We start from the raw sequence: 3393 nt of genomic DNA, 5'->3' as shown, positions 1-3393 counted from the left end.
TGTTGGACGACTCTCTGTGTGAGCACGTAGCTGGGAGTTGGCGACGTTCGCGGTGGACATGAATGCTGATCTTGGTGGGCAGTCTGATCTCGCTTCGTGCACGACGACACGGTGTGCACGAGGTGGAGGTGCGGAGTGCTCATCGTCGACACCGACGTGCTGCTCGTGGAGCGCAGGCTGCGGGCCGGTGAGTTGACGTGTCCTGCTTGCGGGGCCGTGCTCGCGCCGTGGGGACACGGACGGCCGCGGGAGATCCGGGGTGATCTCGGGGCCCGGCTGTTCGTACGTCCTCGTCGTTCGCGCTGTATGGGCTGCCAGGTCACGCACGTGCTGCTGCCGGAGGGGCTGTGGCCGCGCCGGATGGACGCGGCCGAGGTGATCGGGGCCGGGCTGGAGATAGCGGCCCTGGGCATGGGCCACCGCCGGGTCGCCGCCCATCTCGGTCTGGCCGAGGGAACGGTCCGTGGGTGGCTCCGCCGGTTCCGTCGCAGGTCGGAGGACGTCCGCCGGTACTTCACCGTCGCCCTGGTCGCGCTCGCGGACGATCCCGTGATGCCCCAACCGGCCGGGACGTCCCTGTCTGATGCGGTCTCGGTGATCGTCGCCGCCCATCGGGCGGCGGCGATGAAGTGGCCGCAGATGAACACCGTGTCGCGGTGGGCCTTCGCCGGCCGGGCGATAGACGGCCGGGTGCTGACCTGCACTCCTTCAGCTAGTTGATCAACACGGGCCGCCCCTGGGCGGCGATCGGAGGGGCCGGAAATCTTGATCGTGTCCGTTCCAGGCCGGGGCGGACGCTGATCGAGATGCGAGGAGAGTCCGCGCATGGCATCGAGCGAGGACGAGGACCGCCGCCGGGCGGAGAAGGCCCGGCAGGTCGGTCTGTTCCGCTATTCCCTGATCCAGGACCTGCTGGACAACAGCCTGACCACCCGCGAACGCGGCCGTCTGTCACGGGAGTTGGCGGACGAGGAACACACCGACCCCTTTGGCCGGCAGGTGAAGGTGTCCAGGGGCACGATCGACCGCTGGACCCGCGACTACCGTCGCGGCGGGTTCGCCGCGCTGGTTCCCGAGCCGCGCAAGGCGGTCCCCAGGACACCGCCGGAGGTGCTGGACCTGGCGGCCGCACTGAAGCGGGAGAACCCCGGCCGCACGGCCGCGCAGATCCAGCGGATCCTGCGGACCACGCAGGGCTGGTCGCCGACCGAACGCACGCTCCAGCGGCACTTCGTCTCTGCCGGGCTGACCGGCACCGGCAGCGGCGAGACAAGCGTGTTCGGCCGGTTCGAGGCCACCCGCGGCAACGAGTTGTGGACCGGGGACGCCCTGCACGGGCCGAAGATCGGCGGCAGGAAGACGTACTTGTTCGCCTTCATCGACGACCATTCCCGGGCGATCGTGGGGCACCGGTTCGGGTTCGCCGAGGACACCGTCCGTCTCGCCGCGGCCCTGCGGCCGGCGCTGTCGGCCCGCGGGGTCCCCGAATCGATCTATGTCGACAATGGGTCCGCCTTCGTCGACACGTGGTTGCTGCGGGCCTGCGCGTCACTTGCGATCCGGCTCACTCATTCCAAGCCCGGACGGCCGCAGGGCCGGGGCAAAATCGAACGGTTCTTCCGCACCGTCAGGGACCAGTTCCTCGTCGAGCTCGACGAGGAACGTGTCGGCCAGATCGAGCATCTCACCGAGCTGAACAGGCTGTTCACCGCGTGGGTGGAGACGGTCTATCACCGCGCGGTGCACTCGGAGACCGGGCAGCCGCCGATCGAACGCTGGCTGGGTTCGATTCCCAGGCCGCTGCCGCTGCCGTCCACGGCGGATCTGCGGGAGGCATTCTTGTGGTCGGAGTTGCGCACCGTGACGAAGACCGCGACGGTCAGCCTGCACGGCAACTCCTACGAGGTCGACCCCTCGCTGGCCGGGATGCGGATCGAGCTGGTCTTCGACCCGTTCGACCTGACCGACATCGAGGTGCGGGCGTCGGGCAAGGCCCTGGGCAAGGCGGTCCCGCACCACGTCGGCCGCCATGCCCACCCCAAGGCGAGCCCGGAGACGCCGGCCGAGCCGGCCCCGGCGACCGGGATCGACTACCTCAAGCTCCTCGACGAGGCGCACATCGCGAACACCGCCAGGGGCATCAACTACTCGTCCCTGATGGACGATTCACGGGGCCGGCAGTGAAGCCGACCCGGGCCGAGGAGTTGTACTTCGACCCCGAGCCCGACCTGTTCATGCTCACGCCCCGCGAGCTGGCCGACCGGGCCCTTCGCCTGGCAGGAGTCTGCTGCCACCGGGCCGAACACGACGCTGGCGCCCTCGATGCTCCCGCCGTCCGCACCGCTTTGCGGGCGGTCCGTCTCGCCGTCCGGCTCGGACTGCGGGCCGCGGCCGACGAACGAACCGAACTGGCCGCCGCCCAGGCCCAGTTCTGCCCCTGCCCCAGGAGGATTCCATGATCGACCGCGTCCAGGGCTACTACGGTTTCACCCGCGTCCCCTTCGGCCGGGACCTGGCCCCTTCCATGCTCCACCAGCACAATTCCCACCGCGAGGCCGCGGCCCGCATCGCCTGGTGCATCAACAACAAGGCGATCGGCGTGGTCACCGGCGAGGTCGGCGCGGGCAAGACCGTCGCCCTCAAGGGCGCCGTCGCCTCCCTCGACCCGGCCCGCTTCACCGTGATCTATCAGCCCAACCCCGAGGTCGGCATGCGCGGCCTCTACGACCGGATCGTCACCAGCCTGGGCGGCACCCCGAAATACCAGTCCGCCGCCCTCGCAGCTCAGGCGTCCGCCGCGCTGGCCGCCGAGGTCGACGAGCGCGGACGCACCCCCGCGGTCGTCATCGACGAGTCGCACCTGCTGGACCACCACGAGCTGGACGCGATCCGCATGCTCACCAACTACGACATGGACTCCACGACGCCGTTCGCGGTGTTGCTGATCGGGCAGCCCACCCTGCGCAAGCGGATGAAGCACGGCGTCCTGGCGGCCCTGGACCAGCGGATCTCGATCAGCTTCCAGATGCCGACGATGAGCAAGGAGGAGACCGCCAGCTACATCAAGCACCACCTGACGATCGCCGGCCGGTCCGACCCGCTGTTCTCCGACGACGCCGTCGACCTGATCCACCTCACCAGCCGCGGCCTGCCCCGCTCCGTCAACAACATCGCCCTGCAGTCCCTCATCGCCGCGTTCGCCGACGAGAAGAGCATCGTCGACGAGTCCTCCACCCGCCTCGCCATCACCGAGACACACGCGACAGAGTGACCACGAAAGCGACACCACGTTCACAACGACCCCGGCGGCCTGACGGCCGCCGGGGTCGTTTCACCTTGTCCCGTCAACCACCAGCACGTCGCCCTCATGCACATCTTCAGCGTCGCTCAACA

The 3393-nt window shown here is 69.2% G+C and carries 4 protein-coding genes; all 4 read left to right on the top strand.

The features are described 5' to 3' along the window. Positions 1-135: 135 nt before the first annotated feature. The 4 genes from AB0Q90_RS42015 to AB0Q90_RS42000 all read left to right on the top strand — a co-directional run bounded on the left by AB0Q90_RS42015 (position 136) and on the right by AB0Q90_RS42000 (position 3271). On the top strand, positions 136-720 hold the full coding sequence (locus tag AB0Q90_RS42015; RefSeq protein ID WP_363166028.1) for a DUF6431 domain-containing protein: 585 nt from the start codon (positions 136-138) through the stop codon (positions 718-720). Between the two features lie 105 nt (positions 721-825). Beyond that, positions 826-2184, top strand: coding sequence for a DDE-type integrase/transposase/recombinase (locus AB0Q90_RS42010; protein ID WP_363166027.1), 1359 nt, complete (start codon positions 826-828; stop codon positions 2182-2184). Next, positions 2181-2459, top strand: a complete 279-nt coding sequence (locus AB0Q90_RS42005; RefSeq protein WP_363166026.1) for a hypothetical protein — start codon at positions 2181-2183, stop codon at positions 2457-2459. Before AB0Q90_RS42010 ends, AB0Q90_RS42005 begins: the two co-directional genes overlap by 4 nt. After that, entirely contained in the window at positions 2456-3271 is an 816-nt protein-coding gene (locus AB0Q90_RS42000) for an AAA family ATPase (protein WP_363166025.1), read from the top strand. Before AB0Q90_RS42005 ends, AB0Q90_RS42000 begins: the two co-directional genes overlap by 4 nt. Positions 3272-3393: the final 122 nt, after the last annotated feature.

It is taken from the genome of Streptomyces sp. NPDC079141 (genome assembly GCF_040686775.1).
GTDB lineage: Bacteria > Actinomycetota > Actinomycetes > Streptomycetales > Streptomycetaceae > Streptomyces.
This window is presented reverse-complemented; position numbering and strand designations above follow the sequence as displayed.